Source organism: Ruegeria sp. H6 (assembly GCF_056532975.1).
Genome location: NZ_JBQFOA010000005.1, coordinates 73982 through 90617 on the forward strand (window position 1 = coordinate 73982; position 16636 = coordinate 90617).

13 protein-coding genes and 1 tRNA gene are annotated in these 16636 nt (G+C 59.0%); 4 read left to right on the top strand and 10 right to left on the bottom strand.

Translation table 11 applies throughout. The annotated features are described in order from the left end of the window. Positions 1–87: 87 nt before the first annotated feature. Positions 88–972, top strand: coding sequence for a DMT family transporter (locus ACR0AG_RS11185; RefSeq protein ID WP_480838797.1), 885 nt, complete (start codon positions 88–90; stop codon positions 970–972). Here the strand turns inward: ACR0AG_RS11185 and uvrC are convergent. The 6 genes from uvrC to ACR0AG_RS11215 all read right to left on the bottom strand — a co-directional run bounded on the left by uvrC (position 969) and on the right by ACR0AG_RS11215 (position 7652). Next, the gene (gene uvrC / locus ACR0AG_RS11190; protein WP_480838799.1) at positions 969–2843 is read right to left on the bottom strand and encodes an excinuclease ABC subunit UvrC; all 1875 of its coding nucleotides are present in this window, start codon (positions 2841–2843) and stop codon (positions 969–971) included. The genes ACR0AG_RS11185 and uvrC overlap by 4 nt on opposite strands. Positions 2844–3133: 290 nt before the next feature. Continuing rightward, the gene (locus ACR0AG_RS11195) at positions 3134–3913 is read right to left on the bottom strand and encodes an SDR family oxidoreductase (RefSeq protein ID WP_480838801.1); all 780 of its coding nucleotides are present in this window, start codon (positions 3911–3913) and stop codon (positions 3134–3136) included. A 21-nt stretch (positions 3914–3934) separates the two neighbouring features. Then, positions 3935–4894, bottom strand: a complete 960-nt coding sequence (locus ACR0AG_RS11200; RefSeq protein WP_480838803.1) for a calcium/sodium antiporter — start codon at positions 4892–4894, stop codon at positions 3935–3937. Between the two features lie 168 nt (positions 4895–5062). After that, positions 5063–5860 carry a S49 family peptidase gene (locus tag ACR0AG_RS11205; protein ID WP_480838805.1) on the bottom strand — a complete coding sequence of 266 codons (798 nt, stop codon included), beginning with the start codon at positions 5858–5860 and terminating at the stop codon, positions 5063–5065. A 104-nt stretch (positions 5861–5964) separates the two neighbouring features. Further along, positions 5965–6726 (bottom strand): ABC transporter permease, encoded by a 762-nt coding sequence (locus ACR0AG_RS11210; RefSeq protein WP_480838807.1) that lies wholly within the window; start codon positions 6724–6726, stop codon positions 5965–5967. Next, positions 6723–7652: an ABC transporter ATP-binding protein gene (locus tag ACR0AG_RS11215; protein WP_480838809.1), complete on the bottom strand. Its 930-nt coding sequence runs from the start codon at positions 7650–7652 to the stop codon at positions 6723–6725. Before ACR0AG_RS11215 ends, ACR0AG_RS11210 begins: the two co-directional genes overlap by 4 nt. A gap of 128 nt (positions 7653–7780) precedes the next feature. Between ACR0AG_RS11215 and ACR0AG_RS11220 the strand changes: the two genes are divergently transcribed. Then, the gene (locus ACR0AG_RS11220; RefSeq protein WP_480838811.1) at positions 7781–8869 is read left to right on the top strand and encodes a CaiB/BaiF CoA transferase family protein; all 1089 of its coding nucleotides are present in this window, start codon (positions 7781–7783) and stop codon (positions 8867–8869) included. 41 nt (positions 8870–8910) lie between these two features. Here ACR0AG_RS11220 and hemE read toward each other — a convergent pair whose 3' ends face one another. Continuing rightward, positions 8911–9945, bottom strand: coding sequence for a uroporphyrinogen decarboxylase (hemE, locus tag ACR0AG_RS11225; protein ID WP_480838813.1), 1035 nt, complete (start codon positions 9943–9945; stop codon positions 8911–8913). A gap of 107 nt (positions 9946–10052) precedes the next feature. Between hemE and hemC the strand changes: the two genes are divergently transcribed. Further along, positions 10053–11012 carry a hydroxymethylbilane synthase gene (hemC, locus tag ACR0AG_RS11230; protein WP_480838815.1) on the top strand — a complete coding sequence of 320 codons (960 nt, stop codon included), beginning with the start codon at positions 10053–10055 and terminating at the stop codon, positions 11010–11012. A 220-nt stretch (positions 11013–11232) separates the two neighbouring features. Here the strand turns inward: hemC and ACR0AG_RS11235 are convergent, their stop codons facing one another. Together ACR0AG_RS11235 and ACR0AG_RS11240 are read right to left on the bottom strand one after the other, a co-directional pair. Next, positions 11233–13467: a CHASE2 domain-containing protein gene (locus ACR0AG_RS11235; protein ID WP_480838817.1), complete on the bottom strand. Its 2235-nt coding sequence runs from the start codon at positions 13465–13467 to the stop codon at positions 11233–11235. A 48-nt stretch (positions 13468–13515) separates the two neighbouring features. Then, positions 13516–14478 (bottom strand): FecR family protein, encoded by a 963-nt coding sequence (locus ACR0AG_RS11240; RefSeq protein WP_480838819.1) that lies wholly within the window; start codon positions 14476–14478, stop codon positions 13516–13518. A gap of 319 nt (positions 14479–14797) precedes the next feature. Here ACR0AG_RS11240 and ACR0AG_RS11245 point away from each other — a divergent pair. Next, a tRNA-Ser gene (locus ACR0AG_RS11245) sits at positions 14798–14887 on the top strand. A 183-nt stretch (positions 14888–15070) separates the two neighbouring features. Here ACR0AG_RS11245 and ACR0AG_RS11250 read toward each other — a convergent pair. After that, positions 15071–16573 (bottom strand): aldehyde dehydrogenase (NADP(+)), encoded by a 1503-nt coding sequence (locus ACR0AG_RS11250; RefSeq protein ID WP_480838821.1) that lies wholly within the window; start codon positions 16571–16573, stop codon positions 15071–15073. Between the last annotated feature and the right edge of the window lie 63 nt (positions 16574–16636).

Sequence of the window (16636 nt, forward strand, 5' to 3'; positions counted from 1 at the left end):
CGCAAGCAACGGTATCTGTGCGATACCCCCTTGGCGGCCAGGGTCTTTGCGGTCAGATTGCCGCCAGATTTCCAAACCGGCGAAACCATGACAGCCCATATTCAAACCGATCCCCGGTCAAACCTGATCGGCAGTGCCTGGATGATTTCGGCCATGGCGCTGTTCGCGCTTGAAGATGCGCTGTTGAAAGGGGCATCCGCGACCCTGCCGATCTGGCAGATACTGCTGCTGTTTGGCACCGGCGGATCGGTGGTCTTTGCAGCAGTCGCAATGATACGCGGCACGCCCTTGTTCCAACCGGACGTCCTGTCCCGCCCGATGAAAATACGGGTCCTGTTCGAAATCCTCGGGCGGCTGTTCTATGTACTGGCGATCACGCTGACGCCTCTATCCGCAGCCACCGTGATTTTGCAGGCCACCCCGTTGGTCGTTGTGGCCGGTGCGGCGTTGGTATTCGGAGAAACCGTGGGCTGGCGGCGTTGGAGCGCCATTCTGATCGGCCTCATCGGCGTTGTGATCATCATCCAACCGACCGGAGACAACTTCTCGGTCCTCTCACTGCTGGCTGTGTTGGGAATGCTGGGATTCGCTGGCCGCGATCTGGCCAGCCGCGCCGCGCCTGCGACGCTGGGAACCGAAGTGCTGGGATTTTATGGCTTTGTTTGCATCATCGTCGCCGCCCTCGCCTACCGGTTCTGGGAGGGAGTGCCCCTTGCCCCCGTTGATCCCTACGCAGCGCTGCACGTGACAGGGGCGATCCTGATGGGTACCGCCGCCTACGCATCGCTGATGAAAGCCATGCGCACGGGCCAAGTGTCTGCCGTCACGCCGTTTCGGTATTCCCGCCTGCTGTTTGGCATCGGCTTGGGCGTCGTCTTTTTCGGTGAACAGCTTGACCGGACCATGTGGATCGGCAGCGCGCTGATTGTGGCTTCGGGTCTCTATATCCTGTGGCGCGGGCGAAAGGCCTAGCCCTTGTCGTGAAAGAAATCATAAACCTTCTGCGCCAGCCCGGCCGAGATCCCCTCTACCGCTTTCAAATCCGCCAGATTGGCCCGGCTGACTGCTTTGGCTGACCCGAAATGCGCCAGAAGAGCGCGTTTGCGCGCCGCCCCGACGCCTGGGATCTCGTCGAGCGGTGTCGCCCCCACAGCCTTGGCGCGTTTGGCTCGGTGCGTGCCGATGGCGAACCTGTGCGCCTCATCCCGCAGGCGCTGAATGAAATACAGCACCGGGTCATTGCGTTTCAGCGCAAAGGCGCGCTGGCCCATGCGGTGGAACTCTTCCTTGCCGTGGTCGCGATCAACACCTTTGGCGACGCCCACCATGGGAATATCTTCCACACCGTGCTGGGCCATGATCTCGTGCACCGCACTGACCTGCCCCGCACCGCCATCGATCAGCAACAGGTCAGGCCAGAGGCCCTTGTCGCGGTCGGGGTCCTCTTTCTGGAGGCGGGTGAAACGGCGGTTCAGCACCTCTTTCATCATCCCGAAATCGTCGCCGGGCGTCAGGTCGTCGCCGCGAATGTTGAACTTGCGATAGGCGTTTTTCATATACCCTTCGGGGCCCGCCACGATCATGCCACCCACCGCATTGGTGCCCTGGATGTGCGAGTTGTCGTAGACCTCGATCCGCTGGGGCGGGCCATCGAGATCAAATGCCTCGGCCACCCCACGCAACAGCTTGGCCTGTGTTGCGCTTTCCGACATCCGCCGCGCCAGCGACTCGCGGGCATTGCGCAGGGCACCGGCCACAAGCTCTTGCTTTTCGCCACGCTGCGGCACGAGAAGCTCTACCTTGCGGCCCGCCTTTTCGCTCAGCGCCTGTTCCATCAGATCGGCGTTTTCGATCCCATCAGACAGGATCAATTGCCGGGGCGGTTCCTTGTTGTCGTAGAACTGGCCAAGAAACGCCTCCATCACTTCGGCGGGCGACACATCAGGACCGACCCGAGGGTAGAAGTCCTTGTTCCCCCAATTCTGGTTGGCGCGGATAAAGAACACCTGAACACAGGCCTGACCGCTGTCCATATAAAGGCCGATCACATCCGCCTCGGCCACGCCGCGCGGGTTGATACCTTGGGACGTCTGCACTTGCGTCAGCGCCCGGATACGGTCGCGCAGTCCGGCGGCCCGTTCGAACTCCATCGCCTTAGACGCGGCCATCATCTGTTCGGCCAGATCCTCTTGCACCTTGGTCGAGCGGCCCGACAGGAACCGTTCGGCGTCGCGCACGCTTTCGCTGTAGGCCTCTTCGGAAATCAGCCCAACGCAGGGTCCCGAACAGCGCTTGATCTGATAGAGCAGACAGGGTCGCGTCCGGCTGTCGAACATGGAATCCGAGCAGTTGCGCAGCAGGAAAGCCTTTTGCAACTGGTTCAGGGTCCGGTTCACCGCACCCGCACTGGCGAAGGGGCCAAAATAAGCGCCCTTTTCCTTCTTGGCCCCGCGGTGCTTTTTGATCTGCGGAAAGGCATGATCCTTGGCCACCAGAATATTCGGAAAGCTTTTGTCGTCGCGCAGCAGCACGTTGTACTTGGGCTTGAGCTGCTTGATCAGGTTCTGCTCCAGCAGCAGCGCTTCGGTCTCGGTCCGCGTGGTCAGGAACATCATCGACGCGGTCAGGGCGATCATCTTTTCGATCCGGCCGGAATGACCCGGCCTGGTGTAGTTCGAGACCCGCGCCTTGAGATTTCGCGCCTTGCCTACGTAAAGAACACGGCTGTCCGCATCCAGCATTCGGTACACGCCGGGCGAACTGTCCAGCGTTTTGACATATCGCTGAATACACGCGTAACCGGTGTTTTCAGATCGAGGGGCAGATTCGGTGTCCGAGGTCATGAACCAGAGATATGATTCTCTGGCGTCGGCTGCAATCTTGTGCGTCCCAGATCAAGAGGAAACAAATCCACGGAAACTGTGGATAACTATGCAGATAAGTTTTGGGGACTTTGAAATTTCCTTTGAATCCTTGCCCATTCGCTGATTTGCACAAAAAATAGGCAGTTTTTTAAGGTGTTGTTATTATTAAGTAAATTTTTATCACACAACCAAGTGCATGAAAAATAAGACATTTTTGTAACGTATTGGTAACGGAAATGCGAGCGGTGCAAAACTTGCGGCAAAGATACTTATTCTACCCCGATGACATCCGGTGTTTGCCACCCCAAATGCTGGCCCCCGTCAACGCATAGCAATTGGCCTGTCACCGCATGCGCGTCCAGAAAATACCCCAGCGCGGCAGTGATATCAGACGGGTTTGCACCGCGTTCCAGAACCGTGTTTTCGCGCTGCGCCTTGAAGTGACTCTCGCTTTGGCGATGCCCCTGCAGGGTTGGGCCCGGTCCGATTGCGTTGACGCGAATGGCTGGGGTCAAAGCCTGCGCCGCTGTCCGGGTCAGCGCCCACAATCCCATCTTTGCAATCGTGTAGGTCATGAATTCGGGTGTCAGTTTTCGCACCCGCATGTCGACCATGTTGACGATCAGGCCTGTTGCGACCGGTTCGCCCTGTGCGTCGGTTTCAGGTTCCAAACCCTGCGCCGCCATGGCTTGCGTCAGCACGAACGGGGCACGCAAATTGCTGTCGAAATGGCGATCCCAACTTTGCCGTGTGGCCGTCTGGATGTTGTCGTATTCGAAAATGGAAGCGTTGTTCACAAGACAGGTGATCGGCCCGCCCAATGCCTCGGCCGCGCGGGGCAACAGGGTGTTGACCTGGCTTTCATCCAACAAGTCCGCCTGCAAAATGGCCGCTGCGCGGCCCTTTGCCTGAACCTCGGCCGCGGTCCGCTGCGCCGGTTCTTCGGATGTTGCATAGTGAATGGCCACGTCCATGCCGCGCTGCGCCAGATACAAGGCCATTTCCCGACCCAGCCGGATTCCTGCACCAGTGACCAGAGCTCGGGCCATGTGGCTTTTCCTTTCGAGAGATTATGTCAGCAGGCTTATGATATATACGCCATAAAGCACGGTCAGGATCATCCCCCAAACCCGCGTGATATCCTTTTTGAAGAACACAAACGGGATCAGCAAAAGCGACGCGCCCAGCATGACCCACAGATCGAAGCGCAGGAACTCGGGATCCACCGGAATGCGTCCGAACAGGGTGGCGATGCCGACAATGGCCAGCAGGTTGAACATGTTCGACCCGATCACATTGCCCAGCGCCACATCCGCCTGCCGACGCAGGGCGGCCATCACGGTCGTGGCCAGCTCGGGTAGCGATGTTCCGACTGCAATCAGCGTCAGGCCGATCACCGTTTCGCTGACGCCATAGGTGATGGCAATTTCGGTGGCGTTTTCCACCAGCAGATGCGCCCCCATCGGCAGACCGATCAGACCCAGGATCAGATAACCGGACACTTTCCAATAGGGCATATCGGGATCGGCCTCTTCCAGACCCTCCAGATCATCGTCGACGCAGGCTTCGCCACAGGCTTTGCGATGGGCTTTGGCCTCGCGAAAAGCGTTCCAAAGCATCAAGGCCAACCCGGTCAAAAGGATTGCACCGCTCAGCAGGGTAAAGACACCGCAGAAAGCCAAAGCGATGAACAATACCGAGGCCAGTAACATGAAAACATAGTTCTTGCGGCTGTCACATTCACTTGTATGCAGCGTTGCCAGAAGGGCAGGCAGGCCCAGAACCAGCAGGATGTTGGCCGTGTTTGATCCAACAACATTGCCCAGCGCGATGCCTGGTGCATGTTCCTTGACCGCACTGATCGCAATCAGCAATTCCGGCGCCGAGGTCCCAAAGGCCACAATCGTCAGGCTGACAATCAGCGCCGGCACGCCCAACCGCAGGCTGAGGTTCACCGCCCCGCGCACAAGCGCATCGCCGGCCAGCAACAGGATCACCAATCCCAGGGCGGAAAGCAGCCACGCCGTCATCCGCGGCCCCCCTTTTCACACGGGCACGGGCCCTTGCCAATTCGAAACCGCCCGCATTGTGCGCATTTGGCCGCGCTCAGCCTGCGCTGGCCCGGAAAGCGCAGCTTGCCGAACATGGCAAGCACGCACATACCGATCAGGAATAGGGTGACGGCCTTGATGATCACGTCACAACCCGAAACGCGCAAAGGCTGCACGCTCCTCCACTCCGGCGATTGCGTCTTCAGCCAAAGTGGCGCCAAAGCGGGACCAGATTGGTTTCTTCAGGCCATAGCGGCGGAACTTGACCTTGTCGCCAAAGCGTTCCTGCATCTTGGGCTTCAGATGGCCAATCCCGTCGATCAGCCCCAATTCCTGTGCGCGCCGCGCCAGCCAGACCTCGCCGGTGAACAGGTCCGCCTTGCTATCCAGCTTGCCTTCTCGACGCGCCTTTACATGGGTAATGAAATTCTCATGGATGTCTTCCAACAGCCCTTTCAGGCGCGCGACGTCCTCTTTCTTTTCCGGCGCAAACGGATCGAGCATCGATTTGGATTGACCCGCCGTGTGCACACGCCGCTCGAACCCTTGGCGTGCCAGAAAGACATGCGCTCCAAACCCTGCAGAGATCACACCGATCGACCCCAGGACCGAACTGTCATCGGCCCATATCTCATCCGCGGCCGCCGCCAGCCAATAGCCGCCCGATGCGGCGACGTCTTCGACAAATGCATAGACGGGGACATCCAGCTCTTGCGCCAGTCGCCTGATCCGCGCCCCGATCAATGAGCTTTGCACGGGCGAGCCGCCGGGAGAGTTGACCTCTAGCGCGACAGCCGCCGGTTTTCCTTTGCGAAATGCCCGTTCGATCACAGGCGCCAGCGAGGTATCATTCAACGATCCGCGCCCGGCCATTCCAATGGCACCGGACAGGCGAATGACGGCAACAACGGGTGGTTTGTTGACAAACGGCAGGCTGAACTTCATGGGTGCCGATGTAGAGTGCGCCCAACCCTTAAACAAGGGAACCTTCGGGCCATAAACGTGACGTGAACCAAAATAACACCCCCGGTCGGCAAAAATGCAACGCCTCAACTGCGGATGCGCCAGCCAGTTTTGAAGATCCAGCCAATGATCCCAAGGCATATTCCGGTGAAGGCAACGATGGCCAAAAGGCTTAACCCGATGGGCACATCCGCCAATCCATAGAACGACCAGCGAAACCCTGAAATCAGATATACTACCGGGTTAAACAGCGTGATCGTCTGCCACACCGGCGGCAACATCGAGATCGAATAGAAGGTTCCGCCCAGAAAGATCAAAGGCGTCACCACCAGCTGAGGCACCAGCGACATCTGTTCGAAATTGCTGGCCCAAATACCGATTATGAAGCCCAGCAAAGAAAAGCTGAGGCAGGACAGGATCAGAAAGGCCGCCATGGCGATCGGATGCTCGATCCGGATATCGACAAAGAAGGTTGCCGTGATCAGGATGACGACCCCCACGAACAGGGATTTCGTGGCCGCGGCCCCGACATATCCGATCACAATTTCGATGAAATTGACCGGGGCGGACAAAAGCTCGTAAATCGTGCCCAGAAACTTGGGGAAATATATCCCGAACGATGCGTTCGAAATGGCCAGCATCACCACCGACAACATGATCAGGCCGGGCACGATGAAGGCCCCGTAAGACACGCCCTCGACCTCTTGAATGCGGCTGCCGATGGCGGTGCCGAACACCACAAAGTAAAGCGAAGTCGACAGCACGGGCGAGATGAAACTCTGCGCCAGGGTGCGAAAGAACCGGGCCATTTCGAAACGGTAGATTGCTGCAATCGCGGACCAGTTCATGCGGGCTCTCCCGACACCAGATTGACAAAAATCTCTTCAAGGCTCGATTGCCGGGTCTGAACGTCCCGCAGCACCAGCCCGGCCTGCGCCACGTCGTTGAGCAAAGTGGTGATTCCCGTGCGTTCCGCATTGGTGTCATAGGTATAGATCAGCGCATCCCCGGCACCGTTCAACGCAAGCCCGTGTTCCGACAGGCTGTCAGGTATGGATGAGATCGCTTCGGCCAACGACACCTCAATCTGTTTCTTGCCCATCTGCGCCATCAACGTGTCCTTGTCCTGCACCAGCAGCAATTCACCCTTGTCGATGACGCCGACACGGTCGGCTATGGCCTCGGCCTCTTCGATGTAATGGGTGGTCAGAATGATCGTGACACCGGCCTGCTTCAGCTCGGCCACAATCTCCCACATGTCTTTGCGCAGTTCGACATCCACGCCCGCCGTAGGCTCATCCAGAAACAGAACCCGAGGCTCATGGGCCAAGGCCTTGGCGATCAGAACGCGCCGCTTCATGCCGCCCGAAAGCTCTTTGATCGCGCTGGCGCGTTTTTCCCATAAGGACAGCTTGCGCAGAATTTCTTCGATATACGCCTTGTCGGGGCCAAATCCAAAAAGGCCGCGTGAAAACCGCACCGTGTTCCAGACCTTCTCAAAAGGCTCCAGCGCGATTTCCTGCGGCACCAAACCGATCAGCTTGCGCGCGGCTCGAAAGTCGTCCTGAATGTCGTGCCCGCCTACAGTGACGGAACCAGAGGTTGGCGTAACGATGCCGCAAACCGTGGAGATCAGTGTGGTCTTTCCCGCACCGTTCGGGCCGAGCAGAGCCAGAATCTCACCTTCTTCAATGTCCAAAGACACGCCTTTCAGCGCCTCGAACCCGCCCGCGTAACTTTTCCGCAGGTCTTTTATCGACAAAATCGGTGTCATGACGTCCCTCGTTTCCCGGCAGACATTATCGCGCCGACGGAAAAGCGAACAGTTCAAAATCGCACAGGGCGCTGTGCGCTTGCATTTTACACAAGACACAGAAACCTTGTCGTTTGGGGGGGCTTCAAATGTTGAACGGAATGCGCGTCATTGAAATCGAAGGTCTGGGGCCTGGCCCCTTTGCAGCGATGATGCTGGCTGACCTTGGTGCCGATGTCATCACCATCCATCGCAAGGGCGGCGGTGTCACCCCGGGGATGCCAGAACGATCGCTGCTGGATCGTGGCAAAAGATCCATCGCTCTGGATCTGAAAGATGCCGATGATCTGAGCACCGCACGCGCCCTGATTTCAACCGCGGACGCATTGATCGAAGGGTTCCGACCGGGTGTGATGGAAAAGCTGGGGCTGGGACCCGCGGATTGCCATCAGGAAAACCCCAAACTGGTCTATGGCCGCATGACCGGTTGGGGTCAGACCAGCCCCAATGCCCAACAGGCCGGGCATGACCTGAACTATATCGCGCTGTCCGGTGCGCTCTGGTACGCCTCGACCCCGGGTCAGATTCCGCAAACCCCCGCCACGCTGGTCGGCGATATTGGTGGCGGGGCGATGTATCTGGTTGCGGGTCTTCTGGCCGGACTGATCAACGCGCAAAGAACCGGGCAAGGCACAATCGTGGATGCAGCGATCTATGATGGCTCAGCCCATATGATGAACCTGCTAATGAGCCTTGGGCAAACCGGCAACCTGTCAGAAACGCGTGGTCAAAGCCTGCTTGACGGTCCGCATTGGAGCCGCTGCTACCGCTGCGCCGATGGCGGGTTCCTTTCGGTGCAATGTCTCGAACCCAAATTCTACGCCACGTTCCTGAAACACCTTGGCCTGTCGGACGACCCCGCGTTTCAGCAGCAGTTCGACCGAACCTTGTGGTCTGGCCTGACAGAGCGTCTGTCGCAGATCTTTGCGCAATATCCGCGTGATCACTGGGCGGACGTGTTTGCAGGTTCCGATGCCTGTGTCACCCCCGTCCTCAGCCCGGTCGAGGCCCAGCAGCATCCGATCAACGCATCGCGCGAAACGTGGTACGATGTGGATGGCGTGCGACAAGCCGCACCTGCCCCGCGCTTTTCAACCTTTGCGCAATCACCCGGCCCCAGCCCAGCGCGTGGGGAGCATACCGCAGAAATCCTCGCCGAGATTGCAGCCCGACGATGATCCCCTTGCTCATCCGGCCAAGGGGTTGGCCTCTGCTCAACTTACCGCGCGCGCACCGTATCAATCATAATTTGGACGTTGTCAGGATCCGCATCCGGCGTGATCCCATGTCCAAGGTTAAAGATATGTGGGCCTTTCGAGAACGCACTGACAATGGCGCGTGTCTCGTCAACCAATGCCTGCCCACCAGTCACCATATGCGATGACGCCAGATTGCCCTGCACACAGCCATCCACCTGAACATGAGCGGCCGCCCATTCCGGTGACACCGAGTTGTCCAGCGCGACGCAATCCACCCCTGTCGTTTTGGCAAACCCGACATAGCCCTCGCCCGCTTCGCGTGGGAAGCCGATCACCGGGATACCCGGATGGCGGGCCTTGATTGCCTGCGTGATCACGCGGCACGGCTCTACCGCATATTTCTGGAACGCCTTTCCTTTCAGAGATCCGGCCCAGCTGTCGAAGATTTTGACCACCTCCGCTCCGGCCTCGATCTGGGCCGAGAGATATTCGATGGTTGCCAGCGTGATCCGATCCAAAAGCGCCTCGAACACCTCCACGTTTTCTTGCCGCAGCGCATGCGCGGGGCCCTGATCCGGAGTTCCGCGGCCCGCGATCATATAGGTCGCCACCGTCCACGGGGCGCCGGCAAACCCGATCAGCGTTGTTTCCGCCGGCAAAGCGCGCGACAGGATGCGCACGGTCTCATAGATTGGAGACAGGGTTTCATGAATGTCGTCAACAGGGCCCAGTTTGTCGAAATCCTGTTGCCCCGTGACTGTGGACAGCCTTGGCCCTTCGCCCGTGACAAACCACAGATCCGCCCCCAAAGCCTGAGGCACCAGCAGAATATCCGCAAACAGAATTGCCGCATCGAACCCATAGCGTCGGATCGGCTGCAGCGTGACCTCGGCCGCCAGCTCGGGGTTATAGCACAGCGACAAAAAGTCCCCGGCCTGAGCGCGGGTGGCGCGGTACTCGGGCAAATACCGTCCCGCCTGACGCATCATCCAGATGGGTGGAACGTCCTGTACCTCACCCGCCAGAGCCCGCAGCAACTTTTTCGTTTCGGCCATACCTGTCCCCGATCCTCACACGTCGGGCCACGGGTCGGGCCTCAGTGGCAATTTGTCAAGCACCCGCCCCATTGTCAGGGCAATGTGACGCGACTAAAGCTGTGCGCATGACACTGATCTTGCCCACCCCCACGTCGCCGCTTCGAATTGGAACCCGCGGATCGCCACTGGCTCTTGCGCAGGCGCATGAGACGCGCCAAAGGCTGGCCGACGCGTTCGACCTTGGGCTGGATGCGTTTGAGATTGTGGTGATCAAGACCACCGGGGACAACCGCGCCATGATCGAGGCTGACAGGCCGCTCAAGGAGATTGGCAACAAGGGCCTGTTCACCAAAGAAATCGAAGAAGCGATGTTGCGGAGCGATATCGACATCGCCGTCCATTCAACCAAGGATATGCCGGTGGCGCAGCCGCAGGGTTTGGTTCTGGACACGTTTCTGCCCCGCGAAGATGTCCGCGACGCCTTCATCTCACCCCGGCTGAAATCCATCCACGATTTGCCGGAAGGCGCGGTTGTGGGCACCTCGTCGCTGCGGCGTCGGGCACAGCTGCTCAATCGTCGGCCCGACCTGAATGTCGTTGAGTTTCGCGGAAATGTGCAAACCCGATTGAAGAAACTGGCCGATGGCGTCGCGGATTGCACTTTTCTTGCCATGGCGGGGCTGCGGCGGTTGCAGATGGATGATGTGCCAGCCACGGCCATCTCGCCCCACGACATGCTGCCCGCCATCGCGCAGGGCGCGATCAGCATCGAACGGCGCGCAGAGGACACCCGCGCAGCCGAGATGCTTTCGGAGATTCACTGCCTTGAAACCGCAAGCCGCATTCGCGCAGAACGCAGTCTTTTGGCAGGTTTAGACGGATCATGCGAGACCCCGATTGCCGGATTGGCCGAATTGGAAGGCGGCACCCTGACCCTGCGTGGCGAAGTCCTCAGACCCGATGGATCCGAGGTCATTGCACAGCACATCACAGGCCACGTTGAAGACGGCTCAGCCCTGGGAAAAGGCCTTGCGGAAACACTGTTAAAACAGGCTGGGAAAGGATTTTTTGACTGGCTTAGTTAAAAAAATTATTAAATGTGAACTGCTTCACTGTTATGGCCCGCGAAAGCGGTCATATTGAAGTTGTTCTGGTGAGGATGTTAGATCAGTCTCGAATATATCGAAGTTTTAGCCCGTTTTGTTTTAGATAGTATTCGAGGGGGCGAGACTGATCCACCTTACCGAATGAGCGGGTCGCTGTCATTTTTCGGCAGCGGCCCGCTTCTTTTTTCAGGTATCTCATTCATGATGCGGCCCGTCCGGCCTTTGCCTGATGGCTGAACAGGATTGGATCCGTTTGTCTGTCAGCCCGGAAATCCGCAGCGCGGGCGACAATGGAATGATAAAATCCGGTCAAACCCGGCTCGACCTTCACCGCAAGGACAGCGCAGGTGTCGCAAAGCTCTGAAATGTCCGCTTGCGGTTCACGCGCCCTGATGGCCGCTATCAACGCGGTGTGGGCGTCCTGCAAGGCCAGAAATTGCGCGCTTTGGGCCAGATCCTGATTGCCCACAAGGGTAAATATCCGTTCGGGTTCGCTTTTGCCTTTCAGATCAACAAACCCGGCCTCAAGCGTCGCCAGCTCTGCACCGCCCACGCCACGCACCGAATCGGAAATCAGGATGTCGTAGCTGACATGCCTGCAGGCCTGTTCGATGCGGGCTGCCACATTCACCACATCGCCGATGACAGTATAGTTAAAGCGCCGCCGGGACCCGATATTGCCCACACAGGCGGTCCCGGTTGCACAACCGGTTGCCAAGGCAATCTTGGGTCTGCCCCGCATGATATCAGATGCATTGAACGCCGCCAGCGCCGCGCGCATCTGCAGGGCCGCCCGCGCCGCGCGAACCGGATGATCCTCAACCGGAACGGGGGCATTCCAGAACGCCATGATGGCATCGCCGATGAATTTGTCGATCGTGCCGTGCTCGCTCAGAATCTGATCTCCGATGTCCGAGAAAAGGGCGTTCAGCAGGGCAACCAGATCCGTTGCCGAAACGGTTTCGGACAGTGGCGTGAAATCACGAATATCCGAGAACATGACCGTGATGTCCTGCATTTCGCCACCCAACTGCAATTGGTGACCACTAGCCTCCATCTCATCAAGGATGGCCGGGGCAACATAGTGTGAGAAGGTCTGCCGGATCACCCGTTTCTCGCGTTCGGTCGAAATGAACAGATATCCGGCCAAAAGCCCGAAATTCGCCATCCCACCCAGCAATGGAAAGGTGGCATCAAACAATACCGACTGGTTCTGGAAGGCCATCCAACTCAGCGCCATCACCACGGCAGCGGAAACGCCACCAGCGACAAAAGACGCCACAGCGCCATAGCTGGACATGACAGCAACGACCACGATGCCAAGAATGATAAAGGCCAACAGCTCCAACGCTGCGGTGACATCTGAACGGCGCAACATGTCGCCTAGAATGATCTGTTCGATAATCTGTGCGTGAATGGAAACTCCTGGCACGGATTCGCCCAGCGTTGTCTCGCGCATGTCAAACAACCCGGCGGCCGAGGTACCGACCAGGATGATCCGGCCCTCGATCTGCTGCCGCAGGTCCGGGTTCTCTGTGCTCTGCATGATATCTTCGGCGGACAGATACAGACGCGGATCGTCGCGCCGGTATCGCACCCACACTTCACCGTTCTCGGTGGTCGGGATCACGAAATCTCCGATCCCGACGGCCAGCATGATGCCAGCCTCATCCTGCGACCCTTCCGCAAAGTAGACGGGTTGATCCATCGCCACACGCAACGCCTCGACCCCCAATCCGGGCATCGCACCAGACGGTCCGGACCAGAGGATCGGCACCCGGCGCACAACCCCCAAGCCGCCCGCGGGCGAGATATTGACACCGCCGATACCCGTCGCGTCCTGCCCAAGGGGCGGGGCCAGAGAGGTCCAGTGCGCGACCTCGACCAACCCGCTGGCGGGCGCGTCGCCAATTTCAACCAATCCCGCTTTTGGGGCTACATTCGACCCCCCATCCGACAGCCGTGTTGCCACGCCCAAAACAACCGGAAGCTGGGCTATTTTCGCCCCGAACGTGACATCATTGTCCAGATGAACAGCGTCCTTTTCCACCCGAAGCGTTCCGGCAAGCGCTGGATCCGACAACAGGCGCGCGGGCGAGTATCGATCGGGTTCCGCAAACAGCATGTCGAACGCTATTGCGGCAGCGCCATAGTCATCCAACCGCTGAACCATCTCGACCAGTTGGGTACGCGGCCATGGCCATTGGCCACGGGACGCCAAAGATCGTTCATCAATATCAACCACCCGCACGGGCAGGTCGGGATCGAAAACCCTGGGCGAGGCCCGCTGCAGCGCGTCGAAATAGATCAACCGCGACATTTCCACGGGATAGGGATCGAGAACGCGAACAATGCAGCCAACAAGGATCAGGCCCAGCCCCACCAGACGAAACACCAACCGTCGGGCAAATCTCTCGCTTATCCTGTGTGCCACTTCGGTCCCTCCGGGGCGTGCGTTTCCCCGCCTAAGACGCCTTGCGCATCAATCGGTTCCCGCAAATACGGAAATACCGCCCGCCGAGGCGCTGGCAGAAGTCCCTGATCGCCTGCCGTTCCCTCCCGAAACATCAACCGATACGCTCACGCTGCCCGCCCGGGCCTCAGCCCGAGTGGTACCACCGGCACTTGCCGAGGCGCTGGCCGATGGGCGTTCGGCCCTTTGCGGGCTGGTCGCACGCGATTGTGTTCTGGACGCTGTTCTTGATTTCGCTTTCCGACTTTTTTCGGCTGGCGCTTCCTGCGATCTGACCTCTCGGACATCGCGGCGTTCTGGCGCATCGGATTTGATTGGCGGAATCGCAGCGATTTCACGCGCGCAACCTTCGCCCCCGGCCTGAAACGGAGGCAACAGGTTTTGTTCGGAATGAACAAAAGGAAACCCGGAATTGAGTGCTTTTTGATACTGATCTTGATCCAAAGGCCGTCCGACCTGGCCACCCTGACTGGTGGCAAACAGGCTACATTGACGGTTCGCGATCTTGCACAGGCCGCGCTCACCACACATGCGAACCGCGCCTTCCAGGACAAGCATCGCGCTTTGCTGACCCGGCGCGACCCAGACATCAAAAGTCGTTCCCCTTACGGCCATGGTCGCCGTAGGTGTCTTGACGGAATAGGCCTTTTTTCGGCTGTTGCCCGAGATAAACCGAAAACTGCCGCCCAAAGCCTGCACAGCAAAGTTTTTGGCCCGGCTTTTTCCACGCAACATGGTAACATCCAGGCTCATCCGCGCGTTAGGGCCGACCGCGATTTTGGTTTCATCGACAAATATCAGCTGCACAAGGCCCGACCCATTGGTAGAGATCATATCGCCCGAGGCGACCTCCATCCCAACCGTTACTCTGGTCGTCTTGCCGGATCGGGTGATCTCGGCCCCTTGTTTGACGCCCGCCACTTTTCCAATCACCGCATGTGCCGAACTGGGCAGAACAAGAACACAGCACACAACAACAAAAATCTTCAACCAGGCCAAAACCAAGTCCCTTCCCCCAAAGGTTCCCAGATGGGTGAAACCACCCCGCGCCCGAACTTAATGACCTCGCAAAATCACGTTTATTATGATTATGACAATTCCAAAATATGAATGAATATGCCTCAAAACCTGGGCAGATTGCAAGTTTGCGGACATTTGCGCGCTGTTGCCCCTATACTGCGCACCTGCACACCGCCTGTCTGTGCGGATAAATCAACCCGGATCAAAAAATATCCCAACCCCGGGAAAATCGCCTTGTATCCGGGCGACATGCAAGGATATACCGGCCAGCGGAGACGTGGCCGAGTGGTCGAAGGCGCTCCCCTGCTAAGGGAGTAGGCGGGAAACCGTCTCGAGGGTTCGAATCCCTTCGTCTCCGCCACACATCATTGAATTGATATCTTTCTTTTTTGGCTGATACCGCCAAGAAAACCGGCGGCCCAAATGGCCCTGGCTGCCAGTCGATACATTCGTCGCACCTGTTCCTTCGGCCACAAGCCGCACCACAATGGTCGCCACAGTCTGGGAGACATGCGGATCGGATGATGATGCCGTTAAGGGAATGTCACAGGTTCTCGGGCAGCAGGTCGGACGGGATGGATTGATAACAAACGGGGCGCAGAAAACGCCGGATGGACAACGTGCCAACAGATGTTGCCCCAAAATTGGTCGAGGCCGGATAGGGGCCGCCATGCACCATGCTGTCGCAGACCTCGACACCTGTCGGGAAGCTGTTGGCCAGCAGGCGCCCTGCTTTGCGTTCCAGCAGCGGCAGCAAGGCCTGGGCGGCGGGTTTGTCGCCATCGTCCAAGTGCAGCGTGCAGGTCAGCTGCCCCTCGATGGCGCGGGCGATCTGCTGCATCTGCGCCAAATCGCGCACCCGAACAATGATGCCCGAGGGGCCAAAGACCTCCTCCTGCAAGGTGCGATTGGTCAGCCAGTCCTCACCCGACACGCAGAAGAGATAGGGGGCCGCTTCGCGTGTGTCACAGCTTGTGCCCAGGGTTTGCGAAACACCGGTTCCGGCGGCGACCTTGGCAATACCGTCACGATATGCAGCTGCGATGCCGTCCGTCAGCATGGTCTGGCGACCGACAGCTGATAGGCCCGCTTCGGCGGCGGCTTGAAACGCATCAGCATCGGGACCTTCAATAATCACGACAATGCCCGGATTGGTGCAGAACTGGCCAGCCCCCATGGTCAGCGATCCGCTCCAGCCGGTGCCGATCTCGGCCCCGCGGGTGGCTGCGGCCTGTGGCAAGATGAACATCGGGTTGACCGAGCCCAGCTCACCAAAGAACGGAATGGGCTCGTCACGTTGGGCACACAGATCAAACAGGGCACGACCCGCGCGCAGCGATCCGGTAAACCCGACGGCGCGGATCAGGGGGTGCGTGGCCAGGGCCGTTCCAACCTCGATCCCGTTGCTCTGGATCAGCGAGAAAACACCGGGGTGCATGTTGACGGACTTGATCGCGGCGTCGATGGCCTGCGCGACAATCTCGCCCGTGCCGGGATGCGCCGGATGGCCCTTGGCCACAACCGGGCACCCTGCGGCAAGGGCCGCTGCGGTGTCACCGCCCGCGACCGAGAAGGCCAGGGGAAAGTTGGAAGCGCCGAAGACGGCAACAGGGCCCAGCGGACGCTGTAGCATTTGCAGATCCGGGCGTGGCAAAGGGGCCCGATCCGGCAGTGCCGTGTCGTGCCGGTGGTCCAGGTAATCTCCGGTCTCGATATGGTCCGCAAACAGGCGCAATTGCCCGACGGTACGGCCGCGTTCACCCGTCAGTCGCACCTCGGGCAATCCGGTTTCCTGTGTTCCGATTTCGGTGATTGCGTCCCCTCGGGCGTCGATCTCATCAGCGATCCTGCGCAACAAGGCCGCTCGTTCGGCCCTTGTGGACCAACCGAAATGGCCAAAGGCCTCTTCGGCGGCCTTAACGGCGGTATCAACATGCTCGGGCGTGCCCACCGCAAAGTCGTGGCTTGGGCCATGGGCCGGATCCGAGGCAAAGGTCTGCGCCGCCCCAACCCATTCGCCTGCAATCAAGTGCTTTCCGGTCAACATGTCCTAACCCACCTCAAATCAAGTCGCGATGGGCAAGGTTTCGCATCAGATGGGACGCGGCAC

Bases quoted from the DNA above. Each gene is read 5' to 3' on its own strand.
- ACR0AG_RS11250 (WP_480838821.1), bottom strand. From the start codon at position 16,573: ATGTTGACCGGAAAGCACTTGATTGCAGGCGAATGGGTTGGGGCGGCG.
- ACR0AG_RS11215 (WP_480838809.1), bottom strand. From the start codon at position 7,652: ATGACACCGATTTTGTCGATAAAAGACCTGCGGAAAAGTTACGCGGGC.
- hemE (WP_480838813.1), bottom strand. From the start codon at position 9,945: ATGGCCGAAACGAAAAAGTTGCTGCGGGCTCTGGCGGGTGAGGTACAG.
- ACR0AG_RS11205 (WP_480838805.1), bottom strand. From the start codon at position 5,860: ATGAAGTTCAGCCTGCCGTTTGTCAACAAACCACCCGTTGTTGCCGTC.
- ACR0AG_RS11195 (WP_480838801.1), bottom strand. From the start codon at position 3,913: ATGGCCCGAGCTCTGGTCACTGGTGCAGGAATCCGGCTGGGTCGGGAA.
- hemC (WP_480838815.1), top strand. From the start codon at position 10,053: ATGACACTGATCTTGCCCACCCCCACGTCGCCGCTTCGAATTGGAACC.
- ACR0AG_RS11220 (WP_480838811.1), top strand. From the start codon at position 7,781: ATGTTGAACGGAATGCGCGTCATTGAAATCGAAGGTCTGGGGCCTGGC.
- uvrC (WP_480838799.1), bottom strand. From the start codon at position 2,843: ATGACCTCGGACACCGAATCTGCCCCTCGATCTGAAAACACCGGTTAC.
- ACR0AG_RS11200 (WP_480838803.1), bottom strand. From the start codon at position 4,894: ATGACGGCGTGGCTGCTTTCCGCCCTGGGATTGGTGATCCTGTTGCTG.
- ACR0AG_RS11185 (WP_480838797.1), top strand. From the start codon at position 88: ATGACAGCCCATATTCAAACCGATCCCCGGTCAAACCTGATCGGCAGT.
- ACR0AG_RS11210 (WP_480838807.1), bottom strand. From the start codon at position 6,726: ATGAACTGGTCCGCGATTGCAGCAATCTACCGTTTCGAAATGGCCCGG.